This window comes from Curtobacterium sp. MCLR17_034, assembly GCF_003234485.1.
Lineage (GTDB): Bacteria > Actinomycetota > Actinomycetes > Actinomycetales > Microbacteriaceae > Curtobacterium > Curtobacterium flaccumfaciens.
In genome coordinates this window covers 39,066-59,823 of sequence record NZ_QKTH01000003.1, presented here as the reverse complement: position 1 = coordinate 59,823, position 20,758 = coordinate 39,066, and the positions used below count along the sequence as shown (strand labels likewise).

At 71.4% G+C, this 20,758-nt stretch carries 18 protein-coding genes; 16 read left to right on the top strand and 2 right to left on the bottom strand.

Annotated elements, in window-relative coordinates; all coding sequences use genetic code 11:
• Positions 1–126: 126 nt before the first annotated feature.
• From DEI98_RS04770 to DEI98_RS04715, 12 genes are all read left to right on the top strand, one after another.
• On the top strand, positions 127–1,191 hold the full coding sequence (locus DEI98_RS04770; RefSeq protein ID WP_027466452.1) for a BMP family protein: 1,065 nt from the start codon (positions 127–129) through the stop codon (positions 1,189–1,191).
• A gap of 165 nt (positions 1,192–1,356) precedes the next feature.
• Positions 1,357–2,877: an ABC transporter ATP-binding protein gene (locus DEI98_RS04765; protein ID WP_110863341.1), complete on the top strand. Its 1,521-nt coding sequence runs from the start codon at positions 1,357–1,359 to the stop codon at positions 2,875–2,877.
• A gap of 55 nt (positions 2,878–2,932) precedes the next feature.
• Entirely contained in the window at positions 2,933–4,300 is a 1,368-nt protein-coding gene (locus DEI98_RS04760) for an ABC transporter permease (protein ID WP_181437941.1), read from the top strand.
• On the top strand, positions 4,297–5,589 hold the full coding sequence (locus DEI98_RS04755) for an ABC transporter permease (protein ID WP_111022310.1): 1,293 nt from the start codon (positions 4,297–4,299) through the stop codon (positions 5,587–5,589). The genes DEI98_RS04760 and DEI98_RS04755 overlap by 4 nt, the downstream gene beginning before the upstream one ends.
• 19 nt (positions 5,590–5,608) lie before the next feature.
• Positions 5,609–6,091, top strand: coding sequence for a cytidine deaminase (locus DEI98_RS04750; RefSeq protein WP_071406404.1), 483 nt, complete (start codon positions 5,609–5,611; stop codon positions 6,089–6,091).
• A 5-nt stretch (positions 6,092–6,096) separates the two neighbouring features.
• The gene (locus DEI98_RS04745; protein ID WP_111088153.1) at positions 6,097–7,395 is read left to right on the top strand and encodes a thymidine phosphorylase; all 1,299 of its coding nucleotides are present in this window, start codon (positions 6,097–6,099) and stop codon (positions 7,393–7,395) included.
• Positions 7,396–7,515: 120 nt separating this feature from the next.
• Entirely contained in the window at positions 7,516–8,628 is a 1,113-nt protein-coding gene (locus tag DEI98_RS04740; RefSeq protein WP_111022313.1) for an adenosine deaminase, read from the top strand.
• Positions 8,629–8,631: 3 nt separating this feature from the next.
• The gene (locus tag DEI98_RS04735; protein ID WP_111095373.1) at positions 8,632–9,078 is read left to right on the top strand and encodes a PTS sugar transporter subunit IIA; all 447 of its coding nucleotides are present in this window, start codon (positions 8,632–8,634) and stop codon (positions 9,076–9,078) included.
• Positions 9,075–9,353 (top strand): PTS sugar transporter subunit IIB, encoded by a 279-nt coding sequence (locus tag DEI98_RS04730; protein ID WP_027466460.1) that lies wholly within the window; start codon positions 9,075–9,077, stop codon positions 9,351–9,353. Before DEI98_RS04735 ends, DEI98_RS04730 begins: the two co-directional genes overlap by 4 nt.
• Before the next feature lie 76 nt (positions 9,354–9,429).
• The gene (locus tag DEI98_RS04725; RefSeq protein WP_111100095.1) at positions 9,430–10,272 is read left to right on the top strand and encodes a purine-nucleoside phosphorylase; all 843 of its coding nucleotides are present in this window, start codon (positions 9,430–9,432) and stop codon (positions 10,270–10,272) included.
• Positions 10,269–11,945, top strand: a complete 1,677-nt coding sequence (locus DEI98_RS04720; RefSeq protein WP_111100094.1) for a phospho-sugar mutase — start codon at positions 10,269–10,271, stop codon at positions 11,943–11,945. Before DEI98_RS04725 ends, DEI98_RS04720 begins: the two co-directional genes overlap by 4 nt.
• Before the next feature lie 160 nt (positions 11,946–12,105).
• Positions 12,106–13,161 carry a hypothetical protein gene (locus tag DEI98_RS04715; RefSeq protein WP_111100093.1) on the top strand — a complete coding sequence of 352 codons (1,056 nt, stop codon included), beginning with the start codon at positions 12,106–12,108 and terminating at the stop codon, positions 13,159–13,161.
• Here the strand turns inward: DEI98_RS04715 and DEI98_RS04710 are convergent.
• Both DEI98_RS04710 and DEI98_RS04705 read right to left on the bottom strand, forming a co-directional pair.
• Positions 13,137–14,921 carry a biotin carboxylase N-terminal domain-containing protein gene (locus tag DEI98_RS04710; RefSeq protein WP_111100092.1) on the bottom strand — a complete coding sequence of 595 codons (1,785 nt, stop codon included), beginning with the start codon at positions 14,919–14,921 and terminating at the stop codon, positions 13,137–13,139. The two genes, DEI98_RS04715 and DEI98_RS04710, sit on opposite strands and share 25 nt — an antisense overlap.
• Before the next feature lie 95 nt (positions 14,922–15,016).
• Positions 15,017–15,811 (bottom strand): nucleoside triphosphate pyrophosphatase, encoded by a 795-nt coding sequence (locus DEI98_RS04705; RefSeq protein ID WP_111100091.1) that lies wholly within the window; start codon positions 15,809–15,811, stop codon positions 15,017–15,019.
• Positions 15,812–15,825: 14 nt separating this feature from the next.
• On the opposite strand from DEI98_RS04705, the gene DEI98_RS04700 reads away from it, so the two are divergent.
• From DEI98_RS04700 to DEI98_RS04685, 4 genes are all read left to right on the top strand, one after another.
• Complete coding sequence (locus DEI98_RS04700; protein ID WP_111100090.1) at positions 15,826–17,085, top strand: class I SAM-dependent RNA methyltransferase; 1,260 nt, start codon at positions 15,826–15,828, stop codon at positions 17,083–17,085.
• A gap of 176 nt (positions 17,086–17,261) precedes the next feature.
• Positions 17,262–17,981 (top strand): response regulator transcription factor, encoded by a 720-nt coding sequence (locus tag DEI98_RS04695; RefSeq protein WP_110863331.1) that lies wholly within the window; start codon positions 17,262–17,264, stop codon positions 17,979–17,981.
• A gap of 5 nt (positions 17,982–17,986) precedes the next feature.
• A complete protein-coding gene (locus tag DEI98_RS04690) occupies positions 17,987–19,240 on the top strand; it encodes a sensor histidine kinase (RefSeq protein ID WP_110863330.1) in 1,254 nt (417 codons plus the stop codon).
• A complete protein-coding gene (locus DEI98_RS04685) occupies positions 19,237–20,286 on the top strand; it encodes a hypothetical protein (RefSeq protein WP_071406459.1) in 1,050 nt (349 codons plus the stop codon). Before DEI98_RS04690 ends, DEI98_RS04685 begins: the two co-directional genes overlap by 4 nt.
• Positions 20,287–20,758: the final 472 nt, after the last annotated feature.

Sequence of the window (20,758 nt, the reverse complement as noted above, 5' to 3'; positions counted from 1 at the left end):
CGCGATCCCGTAACCGATCCGCAGGACCCCCGCAACGGGTCCTGTACCGACCCGACGGTCGTGTACTGTCGCCACGATCGCCCGGAACGCACGTGGTCCGGGCACGCTCCCCGGAGGAACCAACCCGTGACATCTCGTACCCGACAGGTCGTCCTCAGCGGCCTCGCGCTCGCCGGCACCGTCGCCGTCCTGGCCGGCTGCGCCTCGGCGCCGTCCACCACCGACTCGGCGAAGAAGACCGACTTCCGCCCCTGCATGGTCTCCGACGCCGGTGGGTTCGACGACAAGTCGTTCAACCAGCTCGGCTACGAGGGCATGAAGGACGCCGCCAAGGACCTCGGTGCCACCTACAAGGAGGCCGAGTCGAAGGACGCCACCGTCTACGACTCGAACATCGAGCAGCTCATCGGCCAGAACTGCAACCTCGTCGTGACCGTCGGCTTCAACCTGGCCGACGCCACGAAGAAGCAGGCCGCTGCGAACCCCGACACCGACTTCGCGATCATCGACGACAACTCGATCGACGCGAAGAACGTCAAGCCGATCACGTTCGACACCTCGCAGGCGGCGTTCCTCGCCGGTTACGCAGCGGCGTCCTACTCGAAGACCGGCGTCGTCGGCACCTTCGGTGGCATGCAGATCCCGACCGTCACCATCTTCATGGACGGCTTCGCGGACGGCGTGAAGTACTACAACGAGCAGAAGGACAAGGACGTCAAGGTCGTCGGCTGGAACGTCGACACCGGCAAGGGCTCCTTCACCGGTGGCTTCGAGGCCGGCACGCAGGCCAAGTCGGTCGCGCAGACGCTCCTCGACCAGGACGCCGACGTGATCCTGCCCGTCGGTGGCCCGATCTACCAGTCCGCTGCCGAGGCCATCAAGGACGCCGACAACGGCTCCGTCCTGATCGGTGCGGACAGCGACCTCTACGAGGCCGACCCCCGCTACAAGGACATCGCCTTCACCTCGGTCGAGAAGGGCATGCGCCCGGCCGTGAAGGACGTCGTCGAGCAGGCGGCTGACGACAAGTTCTCGAAGGACCCGTACGTGGGCACCCTCGAGAACGACGGCGTCGGCATCGCGCCGTTCCACGACTTCGAGTCCAAGGTCGACAAGGGCCTGCAGGGCGAGCTCGACGACGTGAAGGCCGGCATCATCGACGGCTCGATCAAGGTCAAGACCCAGTCCTGACCCGATGAACGCGGGCGGGGGAGCATCCCTCGCCCGCGTTCTCGTGCGCCCAGGGGTGCACACCACATCGTGCGCCGGTGGCGCACACCACATCGTGCATCCGCGGGCTGCACGCGACACCGTGCGCCCGCGTGGCGTGCGCGAGACAGAAATAGACTCCCGAACATGAAGCTCGAACTCCGCGGCATCACCAAGCGGTTCGGCGCCCTGGTCGCCAACGACCACATCTCGCTCACCGTCGAGCCGGGTGAGGTCCACTGCCTCCTGGGTGAGAACGGCGCCGGCAAGTCCACCCTGATGAACGTCCTGTACGGCCTGTACGACGCCGACGAGGGCGAGATCCTGCTCGACGACGTGGTGCAGGACTTCGACGGCCCCGGTGACGCCATGCGCGCCGGCATCGGCATGGTGCACCAGCACTTCATGCTCGTGCCCGTGTTCACCGTCGCCGAGAACGTCATGCTGGGGCAGGAGCAGACCACCTTCGGCGGGCGGCTCGACCTGGCCGGTGCCCGGAAGCGCGTGCAGGAGATCTCCGATCGCTTCGGGTTCGACGTCGACCCCGACGCCAAGGTCGAGGACCTGCCCGTCGGTGTGCAGCAGCGCGTCGAGATCATCAAGGCGCTGTCCCGCGACGCCTCCGTGCTGGTGTTCGACGAGCCGACGGCCGTCCTCACCCCGCAGGAGACCGACGAGCTGATGGGCATCATGCGCCAGCTCCGCGAAGCCGGCACCGCGATCGTCTTCATCACCCACAAGCTCCGCGAGGTGCGCGAGGTCGCCGACCGCATCACGGTCATCCGTCTCGGCAAGGTCGTCGGCGAAGCATCGCCGACCGCCACGAACAACGAGCTGGCCGCGCTGATGGTCGGCCGTGCCGTCTCACTCGTGGTCGACAAGGCTCCTGCGACCGGCGGCGCGGACGCCCTGGTCGTCGAGAACCTGACCGTGACCGACCCGTCCGGCATCGTGCTCGTCGACGACGTCTCCTTCACGGTGCGTCGCGGCGAGGTCCTGGCGATCGCCGGGGTGCAGGGCAACGGCCAGACCGAGCTCACCGAGGCGATCATGGGCCTCGAGCCCGCCCACGCCGGCCGGATCACCCTGGACGGCAAGGAGCTCACCGGCCGGAGCGTCAAGCAGGTGCTCGACGCGGGCGTCGGCTTCGTCCCCGAGGACCGCAAGGAGGACGGCCTGGTCGGCGAGTTCACCATCGCCGAGAACCTGATGCTCGACCGAGCCGACCACGCCGAGTTCGTCCGCGCCGGCACGATCCGCTCGGCGGAACGCGACGCCTTCGCCGACGAGAAGATCGCGGAGTTCGACATCCGGACGCCGGGTCGCACCACCGCGGCCGGTCGGCTGTCCGGCGGCAACCAGCAGAAGATCGTCCTGGCGCGCGAGCTGAGCCGTGAGCTGCGGCTCTTCGTCGCCGCGCAGCCCACCCGCGGCATCGACGTCGGTTCGATCGAGTTCGTGCACAAGCGCATCGTCGCCACCCGCGACACCGGTGTGCCGGTCATCGTCGTCTCCACCGAGCTCGACGAGGTCGTGGCGTTGGCCGACCGCATCGCCGTGATGTACCGCGGCGGCATCGTCGGCATCGTCCCCGCGACCACCCCCCGTGACGTCCTCGGCCTCATGATGGCCGGGGAGATCCCAGAAGGAACGGAGCTGGCCGCATGACCGGTTCGGCCGGCGAGATCCAAGCCACACCCACGACCGGAACGGAGCTGGCCGCGTGACCACCCCACCGCCAGACAACACGCAGCAGCCGACCCCGGCTGCGCACGGCACCGCGGACGCCCCGCTCACCGACGACCGTCTGCAGGAGGTCGAGTCGACCCCGCACCTGATGACGGACTCGGCGGAGGACACCGAGCGCCGCAACGGCGCCGGTGGTGACCGCTGGCAGGCCGCCCTGCAGGGGATCCTGAACGGCTCCGTGCTCGTCACGGTGCTCGCCGTCGTCCTCGCGCTGGTCGCGTGCGGCATCCTCATCGCGGTGACGGACGAGAACGTCCGTGCGACCGCCGGCTACTTCTTCGCCCGCCCGACGGACATGCTCCAGGCGATCGGCACCGCGGTCGGCGGCGCCTACGCCTCGCTGTTCCAGGGCTCGGTGTTCAACTTCGGCGCGGACTCCCTCCAGCAGGCGATCGGGCCGCTCACGCGCTCCGTCGACTACTCGGTGCCGCTCATCGCCGCCGGGCTCGGGATCGCGCTGTCGTTCCGCGCCGGGCTGTTCAACATCGGCGGCCAGGGTCAGATCCTGATGGGCGCCGCTGCCGCCGGCTGGGTCGGGTTCTCGTTCGACGGCCCCGCCGCGATCCACATCCCGCTCACGATCATCGCCGGCATCGTCGGCGGCGCGGTCTGGGGCGGCATCGTCGGGGTGCTCAAGGCCCGGACGGGTGCGAACGAGGTGGTCGTCACGATCATGCTCAACTACGTCGCGCTCTACCTGGTCAGCTACCTGCTCCGCACCCCGGGCCTGCTGCAGGCCCCGGGCAGCAGCAACCCGATCTCGCCAGCCACCAAGGACAGCGCGCTCCTGCCGCAGCTCTTCGGTGTGCGGTACGGCGTGGACCTCGGGTTCATCGTCGCGATCATCGCGGTCGTCGTCGTCTGGTGGCTCGTCAACAAGTCGTCGCTCGGCTTCCGGTTCCGCACCATCGGTGAGAACCCCCGTGCCGCCCGTGTGGCCGGCATGAGCGTCCCGTCGCTGACCATCTGGGTCATGGTCATCTCCGGTGCACTGGTCGGCATCGCCGGTGCCTACCAGGTGCAGGGCGCCGTCACCACGGGCTTCACCTCGGGCATCGACGCCGGCATCGGCTTCGACGCCATCACCGTGGCCCTGCTCGGCCGCTCGAAGCCGTGGGGCGTGTTCTGGGCGGCGATCCTGTTCGGCGTCCTGAAGAACGGTGGCTACGCCATGCAGGCCGCCAACGGCATCCCGATCGACATCGTCGGCGTCATCCAGGCACTCATCGTCCTCTTCATCGCGGCGCCGCCGCTCGTCCGCGCGATCTTCCGGATCCCGCAGCCGGGTGCACGCAAGCGCACGAAGACGAGCAAGAACAGCAAGAAGGCGGTCGCCGCATGAGCACCCTCAGCCCCACCGCGGCCGCGCCGCGCATGCCCCTGGACGGCCGCCCGGTCGAGACGACCCGCAGCTGGAAGCTCCCGATCGGGTACGGCGTGTTCACGCTGCTCGCGCTCGTGCTGTTCGGCTTCGGACACCGCCCCGGAACCGCGACGCTCCGCCTGGCCTCGAAGGGCGACTTCTTCGCGCTGCCGAACCTCCCGCTGCCGGCGACGGCCACCGGGATCGTCGTCACCGTGCTGCTCGCGCTCGCCACGGTGTACGCGATCGTCGAGACCCGTGCCTCCCGTCGTGTGCCGCTCTGGGTGACCTCGGTGTTCGCGATCGTCTTCGTGGTCGGCTTCCTCGCGTGGGCGGTCGCCGGCGACTCGATCACCATCCCCGGCATGCTCTTCGGCGCGCTCGGCCTCGCGGTCCCGCTCGTCTTCGGTGCACTCGGTGGCGTGATCTCCGAGCGGGTCGGCGTGGTGAACATCGCGATCGAGGGCCAGTTCCTCGCCGGTGCGTTCACCTCGGCGCTCATCGCCTCGCTCACCGGGTCGCCCTGGGTCGGTCTCGTCGGTGCCCTCGTCGCGGGTGTGCTCGTGTCGTTCGTCCTCGCGGCGTTCAGCATCAAGTACCTGGTCGACCAGGTCATCGTCGGTGTCGTCATCAACGCCTTCATCTCGGGCCTGACCGGCTTCCTGTACTCGCAGGTGCTGTCCCCGAACCAGCAGACGCTCAACATCGGCATCCGGTTCCCGAAGTTCGAGGTCCCGGTGCTCCACCAGATCCCGATCATCGGACCGATCTTCTTCGAGCAGTCGGTCGTCGTCTACCTGGCCTACGTCGCCGTCGCGGTCGTCACCTTCGGCCTGTTCAAGACCCGCTGGGGTCTGCGACTCCGCGCCGTCGGCGAGCACCCGCAGGCCGCCGACACGGTGGGCATCAACGTCACGAGCACCCGGTTCTGGAACGTCTCGCTCGCCGGTGCGATCGCGGGCCTCGGCGGGGCGTACTTCACGCTCGACGCCACCGGCGGCTTCACGAAGGACATGACCGCGGGCGCGGGCTACATCGCCCTGGCCGCCGTGATCTTCGGCCGCTGGGACCCGATCAAGGCCACGCTCGCCGCCCTGCTGTTCGGCTTCGCGTCGAACCTGCAGAACACGCTCAGCGCGGTCGGCTCGCCCGTGCCGAGCGAGTTCCTGCTGATGCTGCCGTACGTGGTCACGATCTTCGCCGTGGCCGGCCTGGTCGGGCAGTCACGCGGCCCCGCTGCGTCCGGCAAGCCCTACATCAAGAGCTGACGGCCTGGAGGCACGACACATGACCGACGCACACGCTGCAGGTGACCAGGCGGTCACCGCCACCGACCCGACGGACGCCGCCACGGGCCTCCCGGTCGACGACGTGGACTGGGGTGTCCTGCGGGACGCCGCCACGGCCGCGATGCGGCGCGCCTACGCGCCGTACTCGTCGTTCCCGGTGGGCGCCGCGGCGCTCACCGACGACGGCCGGATCGTCTCCGGCTGCAACATCGAGAACGCGAGCTACGGGGTGACGCTCTGCGCGGAGTGCTCCCTCGTGTCGCAGCTGCACATGACCGGCGGCGGCAAGCTCGTCGCGTTCACGTGCGTCGACGGCGACGGGGCGACCCTGATGCCGTGCGGCCGCTGCCGCCAGCTGCTGTTCGAGCACTCGACCGAGGGCATGCTCCTCGAGACGCTCTCCGGCATCCGCACCATCGACGAGGTCCTGCCGGACGCCTTCGGGCCGCGGACCCTCGCCACCTACCAGCAGGAGCACTGATCCACATGGCCGTCGAGCCGTTCGACACCGTCGACCTCATCCGCACGAAGCGCTCCGGCGGGGCCCTCAGCACCGCCGAGGTGGACTGGCTCGTCGACGCGTACACCCGCGGCTACGTCGAGGACCCGCAGATGGCCGCGATGGCGATGGCGATCTTCCTGAACGGGATGGAGCGGCGTGAGATCAAGGACCTCACGCTCGCGATGATCGCGTCGGGGGAGCGGATGTCGTTCTCGTCGCTCGGCAAGACGACGGTCGACAAGCACTCCACCGGTGGCGTCGGCGACAAGATCACGCTGCCGCTCGCACCCCTGGTGGCGTCGTTCGGCGTCGCCGTGCCGCAGCTGTCCGGTCGCGGACTCGGGCACACCGGCGGCACGCTCGACAAGCTCGAGTCGATCCCCGGGTGGCAGGCGTCCATCTCGAACGACCGCATGATGCAGGTGCTGCAGGACGTCGGCGCGGTCATCTGCGCCGCCGGGTCCGGCCTGGCACCCGCGGACAAGAAGCTCTACGCGCTCCGCGACATCACCGGCACGGTCGAGTGCATCCCGCTCATCGCGTCGAGCATCATGTCGAAGAAGATCGCCGAGGGCACCGGGGCGCTCGTGCTCGACGTCAAGTTCGGGTCCGGCGCGTTCATGCCGACCTACGAGGCGTCCCGGGAGCTCGCGCAGACCATGGTCGACCTCGGCAACGACGCCGGGGTCGCGACCTCGGCGCTGCTGACCGACATGGAGGTCCCGCTCGGGCTGACGATCGGCAACGCGCTCGAGGTGCGGGAGTCGGTCGAGGTGCTCGCCGGCGGCGGCCCCGCCGACGTCGTCGAGCTGACCGTGGCGCTCGCGACCGAGATGCTCACCCTGGCCGGACTGCCCGACGCCGACCCGGCCGCGGCGCTCGCGGACGGCCGCGCCATGGACACCTGGCGTCGGATGATCGAGGCGCAGGGCGGGGACCCGTCCGCTGCGTTGCCCGTGGCCCGCGAACAGCACGTCGTGACCGCGCCGACGTCGGGGGTCCTCACGCAGCAGGACGCGCTGCCGTTCGGCGTCTCGGCCTGGCGGCTCGGGGCCGGTCGTGCCCGCGCGCAGGACCCGGTGCAGGCCGGTGCGGGCATCGAGCTCCACGTCAAGCCGGGGGACACCGTGACCGAGGGCCAGCCGCTCTGGACGCTGCACTCCGACGACGCGTCGCGGATCCCGCGTGCGCTGGAGTCGCTCGAGGGTGCGTGGACCATCGGCCCGGAGGGCTCCGCTGCCGCGGCACGTGGGCCGATCGTGCGCGAGCGCATCGGGTCCTGAACCGGGCCACCCGACCGACCGGAGGCTCCCTGCACACCTGTGGGGAGCCTCCAGTGTCTTCGGTCGTGGGTTGTGCACAGGTGCCTGCGCGGCGGCGGTGACCACCGATAGCCTGGGGGCATGAGCGCCGACGCCCCGACCTACCGCCTGCCCGACGCCGGGGCGGTCATCAACGACCTGCCGAAGGTCTCGCTGCACGACCACCTCGACGGCGGCCTGCGTCCCGCGACCATCATCGAGCTCGCGGCCTCGGCGGGTGTGTCGCTCCCCACCACCGACCCGGCCGAGCTGGGGCAGTGGTTCGCCGACCAGTCGAACTCCGGCTCCCTGGTCGAGTACCTGAAGACGTTCGACGTCACCACGTCGGTGATGCAGACCGCACCGCAGCTCACCCGGATCGCCCGCGAGTTCGTCGAGGACCTGGTCGCCGACGGCGTCGTCTACGGCGAGGTCCGCTGGGCGCCGGAGCAGCACCTGCAGGGCGGACTGACCCTCGACCAGACGGTCGAGGCAGTGCAGGCCGGCATCGAGGAAGCCGTCGACGCCGCCGGTGGGCGCATCCGCGTCGGCCAGCTCGTCACCGCGATGCGGCACGCCGACCGGTCGCTCGAGATCGCGGAGCTCGCCGTCCGGCACCGCGACGCCGGGGTCGTCGGCTTCGACATCGCCGGTGCCGAAGCCGGGTTCCCCGCCTCGAACCACCGCGCCGCCTTCGACTACCTGGCGTCCGAACTGTTCCCCGTCACCGTCCACGCGGGCGAGGCCGACGGGCTCGCATCCATCCGCTCCGCGCTCGTCGACGGCCGGGCGCTCCGCCTCGGGCACGGCGTCCGCATCTTCGAGGACGTCGCCCTGTCCGACGCCGGGGACGGCTCGACGCTGGCCTCCCTGGGCGAGGTCGCCTCGTGGGTCCGTGACCGCGAGATCCCGCTCGAGGTCTCGCCGTCGTCCAACCTGCAGACCGGGGCGATCGCCGCGTGGGGCGACGACCTCGCCGACCACCCGTTCGACGTGCTCTACCAGCTCGGCTTCCGCGTCACGGTGAACACCGACAACCGCCTGATGAGCGGGACCTCGCTGTCCAAGGAGCTCGCGCTGCTCGCCGGCACGTTCGGGTACGACCTCGACGACCTGGCCGCGTTCCAGATCAACGCCGCGCTCGGGTCGTTCCTGCCGCTGGAGGACCGCGAGGAGATCATCGCCACCATCACGGCCGGGTACCAGGAGGCCTGACGCATGGGACTGCCACCGCTGCCGGACACCGCCGTCCTCCTCGGTGCGGACGCGCCCGCGTGGCGTGACGCGATGCGCCTGGTCGGCGGTGCGCTCGTCGCCTCGGGCGCCACCACCGACGAGTACACCGACGCCATGATCGGCATGGTCGAGGAGCACGGGCCGTACATCGTCATCTCGCCGGGGCTCGCGTTCGCGCACGCCCGGCCGGGTGGCGCGGTCGTGCGGGACGGACTCGCGATCGTGACGCTCGCGACGCCGGTGGCGTTCGGCCACCCGCACAACGACCCCGTCAGCGTGGTGCTCGGGCTCGCGGTGGCCGAGGTCGGCACCCACCTGGAGTCGATCGGCGAGATCGCGAACCTGTTCAACGACGCCACCGTGACCGGACGGATCGCGGCGGCGACCACCGCGGACGAGGTCCGCGCGATCATGGGGGTCTCCGCGTGAAGATCGTGACCATCTGCGGCGCCGGCATCGGCTCGAGCGGCATCCTCAAGGTGAACGCCGAGAAGGCGCTCGACGCCCTCGGGCTGTCGGCGTCCGTCGTCGCGGCGGACGTCGCGTCCGTGCGGGACGTCTCCGACGACGCCAACGTGATCCTGACGAGTCAGGAGTTCGTCGAGGCGATCGGCGACACCTACGCCGAGGTCATCGTCATCGCGAACCACTTCGACCAGGGCGAGATCACGGCGGCGGTGGACCGGGCGCTCGGCGAGCACTGAGGCAGGTGCGGCGGCGGCGGTGCGGCGGGCGCGGCGGCGGCCGCTGCGGCGGGCGTCCGCCCTTTAGAGTTGGGGCATGAGCACCGAGAACCCGCTGAACGACCCCGCTGCCGACCCGTTCGAGGTCGCGCGGGACGCCGCATCCGCCATCGCCGAACTGTCCGGCATCGAGCGGCACGACATCGCCCTGACCCTCGGGTCGGGCTGGGGCAAGGCCGCCGACATCATCGGTGAGACCGTGTCCGAGATCCCGGCCGAGCAGGTCCCCGGGTTCAGCGCCTCGGCCGTCCCCGGACATTCCGGCACGATCCGGTCGATCCGCCTCGCCGACGGCCGTCACGCGCTCGTCATCGGTGCCCGTACCCACTACTACGAGGGCCACGGGGTCCGTCGGGTCGTGCACAGCGTCCGCACGGCCGCGGCGACCGGTGCCTCGATCATGGTGCTGACCAACGGCGCCGGCGGCATCAAGGAGCACTGGACCCCGGGCACCCCGGTGCTCATCAGCGACCACATCAACCTGACCGCGGACAGCCCACTCGAGGGCGCGACGTTCATCGACCTGACCGACCTGTACTCGGCGCGGCTGCGCTCGGTCGCGAAGTCCGTCGACCCGTCCCTCGACGAGGGCGTCTACACGCAGTTCCGCGGCCCGCACTACGAGACCCCGGCCGAGGTCCAGATGGCGAAGACCATCGGCGGACACATCGTCGGCATGTCCACCGCGCTCGAGGCCATCGCGGCCCGTCAGGCCGGCATGGAGGTCCTCGGGTTCTCGCTCATCACGAACCTCGCCGCGGGCATCCAGAAGACCCCGCTGTCGCACACCGAGGTGCTCGAGGCCGGCAAGCAGGCCGAGCCGGTGATCGCCGACCTGCTCGCACGCGTGGTCGCCGCACTCGGGCAGCCGGCGTCGTGAAGCTCGACCTCGACCAGGTGCTCGGCACCGCGCGGACGTGGCTGGCGCAGGACCCCGACCCGGAGACCCGCGACGAGCTGGCCGCGGCGATCGACGCGGCCGCCGACGGTGACGGTCCCGCTGTCCGGGCGCTCGCCGAGCGGTTCGACGGCCGGCTGCAGTTCGGCACCGCCGGCCTCCGTGCCGAGCTCGGCTGGGGCCCACTGCGGATGAACCGGGTCGTCGTGACCCAGGCCGCTGCGGGGCTCGCACGGTTCCTCATCGACACCGGGCGCTCGCGCAGCGTCGTGATCGGGTACGACGGCCGGGTGAACTCGGACGTCTTCGCGCGTGATTCCGCCGAGGTCATGCGCGGCCTCGGGCTCGAGGTCACCCTGCTGCCCTCGGCCCTGCCGACGCCGGTGCTCGCGTTCGCCGTCCGGCACCTCGACGTCGGCGCGGGCGTCATGGTCACCGCGAGCCACAACCCGCCGCGGGACAACGGGTACAAGGTCTACCTCGGTCAGGGCGACGACGGCTCGCAGATCGTGCCGCCCGTCGACGGTGAGATCGCGGACGCCATCGACGCCGTCGCCGCGGGGTCCGTCGCCGACCTGCCGCGTGGCACGGACTACACCGTCGCGTCGTCGGCCCTGGTCGACGCCTACGTGGCCGCCACGGCCGCGATCGTGCCCGCTCCGGCACTCCGGGTCGACGAGCAGCCGAAGGTCGTCTACACGGCCATGCACGGCGTCGGATGGGAGACCGCTCGGGCGGTGTTCGTCGCCGCCGGGTTCGCGTCACCGACGGTGGTGCCGGAGCAGATCGAGCCGGACGGTGCATTCCCGACGGTCTCGTTCCCGAACCCGGAAGAGCCCGGCGCGATGGACCTGGCGATCGCCCGTGGTCTCGCCGTCGGCGCCGACCTGGTCATCGCGAACGACCCCGACGCCGATCGGCTCGCGCTCGCGATCCCGACGGCCTCGGACGCCGGTGCGCCGTCGTACCGTCGACTGTCGGGCAACGAGGTCGGCTGGCTCCTCGGGTGGCGAGCCGCCGCCCGGGCATCGGAGTCCGGCGCGACCGGCACCCTCGCCGCGTCGATCGTCTCGTCGCCGGCGTTGGCCCGTGTGGCTGCGCGCCACGGGCTGGAGTACCGCGACACCCTGACCGGGTTCAAGTGGGTGTCCCGCGTGCCCGATCTGCTGTTCGGGTACGAAGAGGCGCTCGGTTACCTGGTCGACCCGTCGGTCGTGCGCGACAAGGACGGCATCTCGGCTGCGCTCGAACTGCTGTCCCTCGCCGACGAGCTCGCCGCGTCCGGCTCGACCATCGCCGACCACCTCGAGGCCTTCGCCGCCGAGTTCGGGGCGTTCGCCTCGGGGCAGGTCGCGACCCGCGTCGACGACCTGTCGCGCATCGGCGAGATCATGGCGTCGCTCCGGTCCACGCCACCGACGACGCTCGGCGGGCTCGACGTGCACACGGTGACGGACTACGCCGACGGGGTGGCGGGCTTCCCGCCCTCGGACATCCTGCGCTACGACCTGTCCGGCGACGCCCGGGTGATCGTCCGCCCGAGCGGGACCGAGCCCAAGGTGAAGGTCTACATCGACACCGTCGCGGACACCCCCGCCGAGGCCCAGCGCCTGGTCGACGCCCTCGCCGACGCGGTGCGCCCCCTGGTGTCGTAGGGCGCGGTCCGCTCCGCTCGTTCGTGTTGCGCCCCGTTGCGGGCATCGCGCCCCGACTCTTCGGGGCGCGATGCCCGCAACGGGGTGCGCTGCTCCGTGGCCTGTCCACAGATCGCGCAAACCCCGCTCGCGATGGACCGTGCGTCACGATCATCGGAGCATGGAACACGAACCCATCTCGACCGTCGGCCTCGCGCAGGACCCCGGCCGCGCCTCGGCGATCCGTCGTGCAGCGGAAGTCGGCGCCCTCGTCCGGGTGCACCGTGGCACGTACGTCGGGTCAGGTGAGTGGGCGTCGATGACGGGACGCGAACGACATCGCATGCTCGTCCGGAGTGTGCTCGCGGGCGGGAGGGGCTCCGTCGTGGTGTCACACCGGTCAGCGGTCGCGATGCTCGGACTTCCGTGGATAGGGGCGTTCGGCGAGCGTGTCACGGTGACCGACCCGTCGCGGGACCGGGGCCAGGTCAAACAGAGCATCCAGCGCATCGGCAGCGCCGGCAGGCGACCGTCCTCCGTCGAGGTCGACCGTGTGCCCGTCACGACGTTGACCGAGACCGCGGTCGACGTCGCCCTTCGCGAACACCCGTGGCGTGCCATCGTCGTGCTCGACGCGGTCCTGCGGCGCGGCGTCGAGCGGACGACGATCCTCGAAGTGCTCGGGAGTCGCCGTGCTCGCGGGCATCGACGCGCGCGAGAACTGATCGAGCACGCGGATCCGCTCGCCGAGTCACCGGGGGAGAGCATCACACGGTGGGGTGCGCACGTGCTCGGCGCTCCGGACCCGGTACTGCAGCAGGAGTTCCGGCACGACGGCCTGCTCCGCGACCGGGTGGACCTGTGGTTCGCGGAACCCGGGGTGATAGTCGAGTTCGACGGCCGGGTGAAGTACGACGACCCGCGACGAGGGCGGACAGCGGCGGACGCCCTGGTCGACGAGAAGCGCCGGGAGGACCGTCTCCGTCGCCGTCGTGAGGTCAACGGCTTCGCACGGGTGATGTGGGCGGACGCGATGCCCGCGGGGCAGCTCCCGCGGATCCTGCACGATGCCGGGGTGCCGCTCGGTCCGGACTGGGGTACGGCTTGGCGTCACGCTGCGATCCGCGCCCTCAGACGGTCATCGCGCCCCGAAGAGTCGGGGCGCGATGACCACAGCGGGGCGCCAACCGAGCTGCGAGACGGAACCCCGCGCTACGCGAGCTCGAGCAGCACGTGACCGGACGAGACCGTCTGGCCGACCGGGGCGTTCAGCGCGGTGACGACGCCGTCCTTGTGGGCCTGCACGGGCTGCTCCATCTTCATGGCCTCGAGCACGACGAGCAGGTCGCCCTTCACCACGGTGTCACCCTCGGCGACCGCGAGCTTCACCACGGTGGCCTGCATCGGCGACGCGACGGACGACCCGGACTTCGCCAGACCCCCGCGGACGGCCGACGAGCGGCGCTTCGGGGGAGCGGTGGGGCCGGCCGGACGACGACCGGCGACGCCGCCGGCAGCACCGCCACCGACGATCGACGGCATGGTGACCTCGATGCGCTTGCCCTGTACCTCGACCACGACGCTGTCGCGCGCAGCCGGGGCCGGCAGTTCCTCGGGGGAGCCGCTCCACGCCGGGATGTCGTTCACGAAGTCGGTCTCGATCCACTGCGTGTAGATGCTGAACGGCTCGTCGTCGGCCGTCGCGAACGCCGGGTCGGACACCACGGCACGGTGGAAGGGGAGCACGGTCGGCAGGCCGGTGACCTCGAACTCGGCGAGTGCACGACGCGAACGCTCCAGCGCCTCGGCACGGGTGGCGCCGGTGACGATCAGCTTCGCGAGCATCGAGTCGAACGAGCCGGACACGACGTCACCGGAGACGACACCCGAGTCGACACGGACGCCGGGGCCGGACGGTGCGTTGAAGGCGTGCACCGGGCCGGGCGCGGGGAAGAAGTTGCGACCCGGGTCCTCGCCGTTGATGCGGAACTCGAACGAGTGTCCCCGCGGCGTGGGGTCCGAGTAGTCGAGCACGCCACCCTCGGCGATGCGGAACTGCTCGCGCACCAGGTCGATGCCGGTGACCTCTTCGGACACGCAGTGCTCGACCTGCAGGCGGGTGTTCACCTCGAGGAACGACACGGTGCCGTCGGCGCCGATGAGGAACTCGCAGGTGCCGGCGCCGACGTAGCCGACCTCGCGCAGGATCGCCTTGGACGACTCGTACAGCGCGGTCTGCTGCTCGGGCGTCAGGTAGGGCGCCGGGGCTTCCTCGACGAGCTTCTGGTGGCGTCGCTGCAGCGAGCAGTCGCGGGTGGAGACCACGACGACGTTGCCGTGCTCGTCCGCCAGGCACTGGGTCTCGACGTGGCGCGGCTTGTCCAGGTACTTCTCGACGAAGCACTCGCCCCGACCGAACGCGGCGATCGCCTCACGCGTGGCGGACTCGAAGAGCTCCTCGACCGAGGCACGGTCGCGGACGACCTTCAGGCCACGACCGCCACCGCCGAACGCCGCCTTGATCGCGACGGGCAGACCGACCTGGTCGACGAAGTCGAAGACCTCCGAGACGTCCTGCACGGGCTCGATGGTGCCGGGGGCGAGCGGTGCGCCGACCTTCTCGGCGACGTGGCGCGCGGAGACCTTGTCGCCGAGGCGTTCGATCGACTCCGGCGACGGGCCGATCCAGACGAGCCCGGCGTCGATGACGGCGCGGGCGAAGTCGGCGTTCTCGGCGAGGAACCCGTAGCCCGGGTGCACGGCGTCCGCGCCGGAGCGGCGGGCGACCGAGATGATCTTGTCGATGACGAGGTACGTGTCGGCGCTCGTGGTGCCGTTCAGCGCGTAGGCCTCGTCGGCGAGGCGGGCGTGCAGGGCATCGCGGTCCTGGTCGGCGTAGACCGCGACCGATGCCTTGCCCGCGTCGCGGGCCGCGCGGATGATGCGGACGGCGATCTCGCCGCGGTTCGCGATGAGGACCTTGCTGATACGGGGCATGACACAGCAGCGTATTCGTGCGGCGGGAGTGCGTTTTGACTGGCACCCACAAAGAACCACCCGGAACAGGTGTGGATGTCTACAGTGCGCCGCGTCTAATGAGCCCAGAGATCGTGCCAGGCGATGCCGAAGCCCCGGAGGAGCATCGACCGCAGCACCGGCAGCGACATCCCGATCACGGCGGACGGTGCTCCGTCGATCCGCGTGATGTACGCCGCGGCCCGACCGTCGATGGTGAACGCACCCGCGACCTTGAGCGGCTCGCCCGTCGCGACGTACGCGTCGATCTCATCGACGGACACGTCGTCGGCGAAGGTCAGCACCGCGCTGTCGACCGCGACCACGCGGTCGCCGGCGGCGGCCAGCGCCGACCCGCCGGGCGCCACGGCACCCAGCTGCGGGACACCGGCGGTGGACGTGACCAGGGACCGGACGGGAGGCACGGTGCGGGCCGGTACCGCGCCTCCAGGCCGCCCCGTGGCCGGTTCCGGGTCCCGGTGCCGGTCGTCGCGTCGTCGATCGATCACGCAGTGCCCGCTCCACAGGGTCCCGCCGCCGGCGGCGAGCATCTGCCGCCAGCGCTCCCGGGCGACCGCCGGGTCGTGCGGCTTGCCGTACAGCTGTCCGTCGACCTCGAACGCGGAGTCGCCGCCGAACACCACGCCGTCGACCGGTGACCCGGCGACCGCGGAGTCGGCGACCGCGGACGCCTTCGCGACGGCGAGGAGCGAGACGAGCTCCGGACCGGTCAGGTCACGGCCGAGGGATGCCGCTGCTGCGGCGCCGACGGCGTCCTCGTCGACCCCGGGGGACACGAGCACGGGTTCGATCCCGGACTGGGCGAGGAGTGCTCGGCGGGCGGGGGATGTACTCGCGAGGTACAGACGCATGGGACCATCTCACCATGGGTGAATCCGTCGGCACGCTGCTCGAACTCGACGTCACCGGGATCGCCCACGGCGGCATCTCGGTGGCACGGCACGAAGGACGGGTGGTCTTCGTCTCGGACGCGATCCCCGGGGAGCGCGTCGTCGCCCGGGTGACCGAGGACCGCAAGAAGTCGTTCTGGCGCGCCGACACGGTCAGCGTCATCACGCCGAGCGAACACCGCGTCGACCACGTCTGGCCCGAGGCCGCGCTCGAGCGTGACCCCGAGACGCGCCCGGGTGGCGCCGAGTTCGGTCACATCGCCCTCTCGCACCAGCGCACGCTCAAGCACGACGTCCTCGTCGACTCGTTCGCGCGGTTCGCGCGGATGGACCTCGCCGAGGTGCTCGGCCACGACGTCGTCGTCGAGGCCGCGCCCGGCGACGACGCGGCGAACGGCCTCGGCTGGCGCACCCGCGTCCGGCTGCACGTCGACGAGCAGGGCACCGCCGGCCCGTTCGCGGCCCGCTCGCACTCCGTCATCCCGGTGACCGGCCTGCCGCTCGCGACCGCCGTCGTGCAGCAGAGCGCCCCGCTCGGCCGTGGCGCGCTGCCGGGGTCCTCGGTCATCGACGTCCTCGCACCGAGTGGCTCCGAGGGCGCGCGGCTCGTCATCGACGACCAGAAGCCCACCGTGGTGACCGAGGTCGTGGGGGAGCGCACGTTCCAGGTCGACGACAACGGGTTCTGGCAGGTGCACCGCGCCGCGGCGACCGTGCTCACCGAGGCCGTGCAGGACCTGGTCGACCGCGACCGCCTCGACCCCGAGGGCACTCACCTGGACCTGTACGGCGGTGTCGGCCTGCTCGCCGCCGCCCTCGGTGACCTGGTCGGCCCGAAGGCGCGCATCACGAGCGTCGAGAGCGCCGCCCGTGCCACCGAGCACGCGCAGGAGAACCTGTCCGAGTGGCTCGGCGCCCGCGCCGAGACCGGCCGCGTCGACCGCTGGCTGACGAACACCGTGGCGAACGCCTCGCGCGCCGAGAAGGACCGCTTCCGCGCCGGCACGATCGTGCTCGACCCGCCCCGCGCCGGTGCTGGTCGTGACGTGGTCGTGCAGATCGCCGCGCTCCAGCCGGAGCAGATCGTCTACGTGGCGTGCGACCCGGTGGCGCTGGCCCGCGACGTCGCGACGTTCGCCGACCTCGGCTACCGGCTCGAAGCACTGCGGGCCTTCGACCTGTTCCCGCACACCCACCACCTGGAAGCCGTCGCACGCCTGGTCCCCGCGCGCTGAGGTCCGGGGGTCGCTCGACCGCGGGTCCTTGCGTGTCGGGGTGTCCACCAATCGGCGGACCGGCCAGCGTGGCGCAGCGGAGAAGCCCCGCACCTGAGTCCGGGCTGGGTATCCTGGGTCGTTGATGGCACTCCGGTTTCAGGGGCCGGCGTCGCGCATCGGAACGAGAGGCCACTGTGGCAGCAGGAACGACAACCACCAGCACCGAGACGTCAGGGGCGGCCACCAGGCCGGTCCGGGTCGCGATCGTCGACGACCACGAGTCCGTCCGACTCGGGATCCAGGCGGCGTGCCAGAACGAGGGGTTCGAGGTGGTGCTCACCGCCGCCAGCGTCCCCGAGTACGTCGAGAACCTCGACGGGCGAGAGGTCGACGTCGTCGTCCTCGACCTGTCCCTCGGTGACGGTTCGACCGTGACCGAGAACGTCAAGGGCGTGCAGGGGACGGGATCGGCGGTGCTCGTGCACTCCATCGCGGACCGTGTCGCCAACGTGCGTGAGGCGCTCGCAGCAGGGGCTGCCGGCGTCATCCCGAAGTCCTCGGCCACCAAGACGGTGATGGCGGCGGTCGCCACCGTCGCACGCGGTGACGTGCTCAACAACCTCGAGTGGGCGAGCGCCATCGACGCCGACCGTGACTTCGCGAAGGCGCAGCTCGGCCGTCGCGAGCGCGAGATCCTGCACCTCTACGCCTCGGGTCTCCCGCTCAAGCTCGCCGCCCAGCAGCTCGGCATCGGCTACTCGACGGCCCGTGAGTACCTCGACCGGATCCGTGTGAAGTACGTCGAGGTCGGTCGCCCGGCCCCGACGAAGGTCGACCTGCTGCGTCGAGCCGTCGAGGACGGGATCCTCCCCGGGCTCGACTCGGGCATCGACCCCGACGGCGACGGTCGCTGACACGGATGGCGACCGCGGCTGAGTCGGCGCGGACGGTCGTCGAACCGGCGCCGTTCGGCGCCGATCCGGCGCGCAGCGTCCGCGCCTCGATCACGCAGGCGTCGGTCGAGCGCGCGTTCGCGATCCTCCTCGCGATGGCGGCGATCGGCCTCGGCATCGTCGACGCGCCCGCGGTCCTGCAGCAGCTGCCGTACCTCGACCCGTTCTGGGGCCCGACGCTGATGCTCGCCCTCGCGGCGTCGTTCGTGTTCATCGGGGTCTCGGCCTTCGTGCAGCGGGTCGCCCAGCTGGCGCAGATCGTCTGCGCGCTGCTGTTCCTCGTCGTGCTCGTGACGTGGACGGCCACCGTGCAGGAGCCCATCCCGTCGGCGCAGCAGCCGTGGCCGTGGTGGTTCTGCACGGTCGGCTGCACGGCGGCGGCGATGGGCTTCGCCACGTGGCGTGCGACGGTCTACACGGCGCTCGTGCCGGCGGTGTACGTCGTCATCCGGCTCAGCCCGCTCGGCGGCGACGTCGGGGTCCTCGCCGTGCTGCTGGACGGCGTCTACACGGCGCTGCTCAGCGGCGCGGTGCTCGTCATCGCGGTGGTGCTGCGGCGTGCGGCCACGTCGGTCGACACGGCGCAGTCCACGGCCGTGCGGCGGTACTCGCTCGCCATCCGGGAGCACGCCACCGAGGTCGAACGGGTCCAGGTGGACGCCATCGTGCACGACAGCGTGCTCACGACGCTGCTCTCCGCCGCCCGCGCCGACACGCTCGAGGCCAAGACCCTCGCCGCGCGGATGGCCCGGAACGCGATCGACCACCTCGAGGCCGCCGCCACCGACGGTCCCGGTGACGTCGCGCCGGTCGCCCTCGGGGAACTCCGGGCGCGCATCCGCGAGGGGGTCGGTGCGTTGCCCGCCCCGGTCCGCCTCGTCCCGACGCCGACCGGGTCGGTCCGCCTGCCCGCGTCGGTCGCCGACGCGCTGGCCTCGGCGGCGCTGCAGGCCGCGGTGAACAGCGTGCAGCACGCCGGCGACGCTGACGTCTCCCGCTGGGTCCGCATCGAGCAGCAGGGCCAAGGGGTGCTCGTCGAGGTCGGTGACGAGGGCCGCGGGTTCGACGTCGCGGCCATCCCCGCCGAACGGCTCGGTGTCCGCCGCTCCATCGTGGAGCGGGTCGCGACCGTCGACGGTCGCGCCGAGGTGCACACCGCCCCGGGCGAGGGCACCCGCATCGTGCTGACGTGGTCGCCGGCCGCGAGGACGACCGCATGAAGGTCTCCCTGCCGGCGAGCATCGCCCTCGGCCTGGCGTCGCTGTTCTCCCTCTACCACCTGGTCCTCGCCGCGGCCACGTTGCCGCGCGTCGACCAGGTCGCCCCGATCATCGCCTGCATGGTCCTGTACGCCGCGGCCACCGGCCTCGCACTGTTCGTCCCCGGCAGGGTCCTGCCGGTCTGGACGGCCTGCTTCTCCCTCGCCACCGCGATCGTGATGCCGGTGATCGCCGCCCCCGTCCTCGTCGATGGTCGTGGTCCGGGCTCCGCCACCTGGTGGATCGCGGCCATCGGCACGCTCATGGTGGTGCTCGTCGTGCGCGGTCGGGGCCCCTTCGCGTGGGCCGGCGTCCTGTTCCTGACCGTGTACACCGTCGCCTGGGCCGGCCTCGGCTCGCTCGGTGGGCTCGGCGTGGTCGGCAGCGTCGCCTGGGTCGCGATCGCCACGGTCTTCGCCGCTGCGATGAGCCGCGCCATCCGCAACACCCGTGAGCTCGTCCTCGCCGAGCAGGAGACCGCCGACTGGCAGGCCGCGCAGGACGCCCACGTGTTCGAGCGGCAGTTCCGGCTGAGCCAGACCACCCGGATGGCCCTGCCGATGCTGCAGCGCATCATCGACTCCTGCGGCGACCTCGACGACGCCGACCGCGCCGAGTGCCTGCACCTCGAGCAGGCCATCCGCGACGAGATCCGGGGCCGGTCCCTGTTGTCCGACGACGTCCGCGACGAGGTGATGCGCCTGCGTCGCCGCGGAGCGACCGTCCAACTGCACGACGACGGCGGGCTCGACGACCTGGACGCCCCGGACATCCGCCGCATCCACGCCCGTGTCGCCGAGGCGCTCCGGCAGGCCCGCGACGCCGACAACGTCATCGTCCGGACCGTCGGCGAGGGATCCGACTCCGCGGTGACCGTCGTCGGACTCCGTCTCGACGGCGCGGCCAGCGAGTCCGCAGCGCTCGGAGCGGGGATGGACGACGACGACGGGGACGAGGACGACTCCGTCGCGCTCTGGCTGGAGATCCCGCGGCACGAGCCGGCGTAGCGCGCGGCACGCCCGGTACAGCGCGCGGCAGCGCGTGCGCGCGTGTTGCGACGATGCACCACGTGATCGACGCGTGGATCGTCGCGGACGTGGTGGGGACGCGGTGCGGACGCGCGTGGTGCGCCGGGCGTGCGGGCGGCGGTGGACGCGATGGGGGACAGCCGGGAGGCCCGTGGCGGCCCCGCCACGGGCCTCCCGGCCGTCACGTGGGTGCGCCGGGCTGGCGCGCGCACGGAAGCGACCATGTCGTTGTCGTACGACGTCGACGGTGTCGTTCCGCATCGCCCCCGCCAACCGCACCGACGCCCGCCCGCACCCGCGACAGACCCCCGGAAACGGGGAACGGGCCGGTCGGATACCGACCGGCCCGTTCACGACCCGAGGCTGAGCGACAACCCGAATGTCGCCCTGCCTCGCAGCGGGCGGTGGCTTCGTACCCTAGTCGGCCACCGTCCTGCGATGTCTTTCGTTG